The sequence below is a fragment of the Aequorivita sinensis genome, from assembly GCF_006346335.1.
Lineage (GTDB): Bacteria > Bacteroidota > Bacteroidia > Flavobacteriales > Flavobacteriaceae > Aequorivita > Aequorivita sinensis.
In genome coordinates this window covers 1-4,007 of the sequence record NZ_VDMC01000033.1, presented here as the reverse complement: position 1 = coordinate 4,007, position 4,007 = coordinate 1, and the positions used below count along the sequence as shown (strand labels likewise).

Annotated in this window: 5 protein-coding genes and 1 pseudogene; all 6 read left to right on the top strand. The window is 33.0% G+C overall.

The window, feature by feature from the left end; translation table 11 throughout:
* On the top strand, positions 1–925 hold a 925-nt coding region (locus FHP04_RS14120), incomplete at its 5' end, for an RHS repeat domain-containing protein (RefSeq protein WP_139856799.1).
* Between the two features lie 4 nt (positions 926–929).
* Complete coding sequence (locus FHP04_RS14115; protein WP_139856798.1) at positions 930–1,799, top strand: toxin-antitoxin system YwqK family antitoxin; 870 nt, start codon at positions 930–932, stop codon at positions 1,797–1,799.
* A gap of 152 nt (positions 1,800–1,951) precedes the next feature.
* The gene (locus FHP04_RS14795) at positions 1,952–2,086 is read left to right on the top strand and encodes a hypothetical protein (RefSeq protein ID WP_262710123.1); all 135 of its coding nucleotides are present in this window, start codon (positions 1,952–1,954) and stop codon (positions 2,084–2,086) included.
* A complete protein-coding gene (locus tag FHP04_RS14110; RefSeq protein ID WP_139856797.1) occupies positions 2,080–2,418 on the top strand; it encodes a hypothetical protein in 339 nt (112 codons plus the stop codon). Before FHP04_RS14795 ends, FHP04_RS14110 begins: the two co-directional genes overlap by 7 nt.
* 53 nt (positions 2,419–2,471) lie before the next feature.
* Positions 2,472–2,612 (top strand): annotated as a pseudogene (locus FHP04_RS14850) (RHS repeat-associated core domain-containing protein); the annotation flags it as partial.
* Between the two features lie 718 nt (positions 2,613–3,330).
* Positions 3,331–3,810 carry a hypothetical protein gene (locus FHP04_RS14100; protein WP_158319150.1) on the top strand — a complete coding sequence of 160 codons (480 nt, stop codon included), beginning with the start codon at positions 3,331–3,333 and terminating at the stop codon, positions 3,808–3,810.
* The last annotated feature ends 197 nt before the right edge of the window (positions 3,811–4,007 follow it).

Here is a 4,007-nt window from a genome sequence, read left to right as displayed (position 1 = left end):
CCGAGAGGAAGGCATAATACACCTAAGCTACAACCCTGACCATAGTGTTTTTGAAGTTGGAGTGGGAGGCAATGTTATTATTACCCCTGTTACTCCGCTTTTGGGAGATAGTTATACTTACAAGTTTGGAGGCAAGGAACTTCAAAGCGAGTTCGGCATTGAAATGTACGATTTTGGCGCAAGGAACTATGACCCTGCAATTGGGCGCTGGATGAACATAGACCCGCTGGCGGAAAAGATGAGAAGGCACTCTCCTTATAATTATGCTTTTGATAATCCTGTCTATTTTATTGACCCGGATGGGATGGCACCTCAAGAAAATGATTGTTGTGGAAATAATTTACCTGGGCTGAATCCCGTTAACATCGGTCGAAGTACTTGGCAAGGAATAAAAGCTGTTGGATCAGGTGTTGGGTCATTAATTAGGGAGGTAAGATCTATCGGGGTAAATTTTGTTAGTAGTGAGGGCACAAATAAGAACCAGCCTAAAGGTGACAACAGTATACCAACAGTACCTGTAGACGAATTCCTAGAGGTTGTCGAAGCTATTGGCCCATCACCTGCAAATGGTTTAAATTCTAAAGGAAGTGTTTTTGAAAAATTATTGCACGGACTAGGTGATGGGGTTGAAGCGGTAAGTAAAACTGATAAAGCAGTTTCTAATAATGAATCGAATACTACAAATGAATCTGAACCTAATTTAATAACAGTCACTGCGGTAAGGGAAACAGAAATAACAACTACCGTTCATCCTCCAAATAGTGTTTTCTCTATAGGAGGAACGAAGAATGTTCAGGTTGGAATTTCCGAGGATAAGCTTGATAGTTTAAAGAATGCTTCCTCACAAGCAATCAGAAATGCTGAAAGACGAATGGATGAAATAAACTCTAAAAAATTAGATTCTCTAATGGGTAGAAGCAATTAATATTATGACTAAGAATTTTTTTATTAAATTAATATGTGTTTTTGTCGTGATAGCGACCTTAATTAATTGCCAAAAAAAGACGACAGAAAAATACTATCGTGATACAGGCGAGCTTTTATCGGAGATTGAATATAATAAAGAAGGTCAAAAAGACGGAGAATTGCGAGAGTATTATAAAACTGGTGAACTTAAGACCATTGAATACTATAAAAATGACCAATTAATCGACACCACGATAGGTTTTGATAAAAATGGCAAAATAATAGTTAAAAGATATGAAAAAGATGGCAGTAGTATTTTTGAACGATACTACGAAAATGGACAGCTTTTATCCAAAGGTAAAATAAGAGATACTATTACAGAAGGATGGTGGCATTATTATTATGATGATGGGAATTTATATAGAAAAATAGAGTATGTAAACGCATCGAATGATTCTTCGATTAATAAAATGCAATATCCTAACCAAATAGTATCCTTCGATAAGAAAGGCAATATTATTAAAGATAGTAGTAATTATTATACTATTGATTTGAAAGATACAATACCATTAGGAAAATTAACGCTTGGGTATATAGACTTAGAGCCTCAAATATCAAAAGAATATGATTTTCACATGGTTTATTTTTGGAGTGAGGATACAAATGCAAATAAAACGAAAATTGATTCGACCTACGGCAAAAACAATAAACCTGCGAAATTTTGGCTAATCCCAAAAAATAAAGGAAAACATAAATTAAATGGCTACATCATTGAAAAAGGGAAAATAATTAAACTCAACCAAAAAGATACTACTATGGTAGATATCATTGAAAAAACTAAAAAACTTTTTTTTGAAAAAGATTTTTTCGTGAAGGATACAACTAGAAGGTAATGGTCTAAACTGGTGCTCTGGGGTAGCGTATCAAATGTGTTGATAGTTTTCCCCCGCTGGCGCGCGAATCCTTTCGCGTGCTTTGAGCTTTCCTTCTTTAAAACGATTTTAGTCTCAATAAAATGACTTAGTTTAAGTGTTATTAATTAAAATTGTGCGAGGAACGCGATGCAATCGCGCACCAGCGGGGTATTGGTGGTGCAGCTGGTTTTGGAGGAAGTTTAACTTTATTAGATATTAATGGGGGATTAGGAAATTCTAAAGCAAAAATTGGAAAATCATGGTAAAAATTTCATTGCTGTCGCTGTTTGTAATTATTATAAGCTGTAAAAATCCTTTCGATGAATTTAATAGGATTTCAATTGACGACGCATTAGAAATTACAGTACAAAGTCAAATAAATGAAAGAGGAGGAGCAATTCTAAATGAGAAATATTTGTTTATTTCATTTTGCCCATTAATTTCAAAAAGCGATAATCCAGAATATCAGGATATAGAGATTTTTTATTCTGTTGATAAATTAGTTCCATATAAATTACATAAATATAAGGGCGAAAATTATTTCTATATAATCAATAAAAAAGATAGTTTGGTATTTAAATTATTGAATTTTGAGTAATTAATCGGTTTAAGCTTTGAATTAGGATGTATATGAATAGAATATCTAACACCTACGACTTCGGCGCACGTAATTACGACCCAGCTTTAGGAAGGTGGATGAACGTTGACCCATTGGCGGAGGAAATGAGAAGGTACTCGCCTTATAATTATGCTTTTAATAATCCTATATATTTTATTGATCCTGATGGGATGGCACCTGAAGATTGGATAAAAAATTTAAGTACTGGAGAAGTTAAATGGTATGATGCTACTGGAGATAATGCAATAAAGTTAGCCGCAGAAGACAATGGTAAGAGTTCACCTCTAGAAAATAATGTTAGTGAATCAGTAAAGGAGGAATTTAAAAATTTAGGAGGATCATTTTTTGGTACAGTGGGTGAAAGTCCAAGTGATAATTCTCAAATGATGAAACAAAGAGATGACTACATATCCGAAGTATCTTCTGATATAAATGAAAAAGCTGGAGTAGATTTTTCTTCAAGCGAAAATGGAAGTGGATTTGTAGGAAATGTTACAAAAACTGTATTAATATCAATATTCATGGGGTCTAATTCTGGGTCAGGATCCAAAAGTGAATCTGAAATTGGCAACTTCATTAAAGGTAAGGCTGTAAACAGTTTAACTGAAAAAGGATTGGAGAAGGCTTTTTCTATGTCAGGAAAAGCTGCTGGAACAATTACAGCATTATTGAGTACTACAGAAGCGGGTAGAGGAAGTGATATGATGTCAACTCATAGGGCAAATGCTTTACAAGCATTCAATAAAAAAGTCAAACCTTTATTAAATAACAATACATTAATTAATATTGCATTACATAAACAATAAAGTTATTTACAATATGAAATACCTAAAGATAGCTTTATTCATTTTATCTTTTTTTATTCTAAATAGTTGTTTACCACAATTGAATATGTTAGAAATTGAGAAAAAAATAAATGAATATAATTCTGCTTCATTTAAAGGAGATATTGAATATCAAATAAAAAATACACCGAAGGAATATCTTAATAAGAACAGTATTAGTTCTATTAGAGAAAAATTTGATAATATTTATAATAATAGAAAATTTCCTATGGGCTATAGTAATATTGGGGAGTTAGAAGTTCAAAAACAAGGAAAATGTAATTCCTCCAGTTATTATAAAGTTGAATATAAAGTTACAACTGCTCAGATGACTCCATATTTAGATGCCAGTGCGCTAGAGTTTAATTATTCAAAATATGGTAAAGAAAATGTTTCATTTAATCCAAATTCAAAAATTTTACACATTACGAAACAGGATACCAAAATATTAATTTATGATAGTGATGGGGAATGGAAAATATTAAATTTAGACAAAAAAACTTTAAATCAGTACTTTGGGAATAATTTTTTTAATTGTATTGAATAGCGCCCCCGCTGGCGCGGGCGTCCCGCGCGTGTTCCTGTACAAACTAGCTCAATTACTGTTGTTAAATATTCTTTTCACACTGGCATAAAATTGAGTATTTTTACGATGCCACAGGGATAAAACTAAAAAAGAAAGCAACATTCCGCTCAACAATTACAACAACTGAGTACATGGATACTTCGACTTTGCTCAGCACA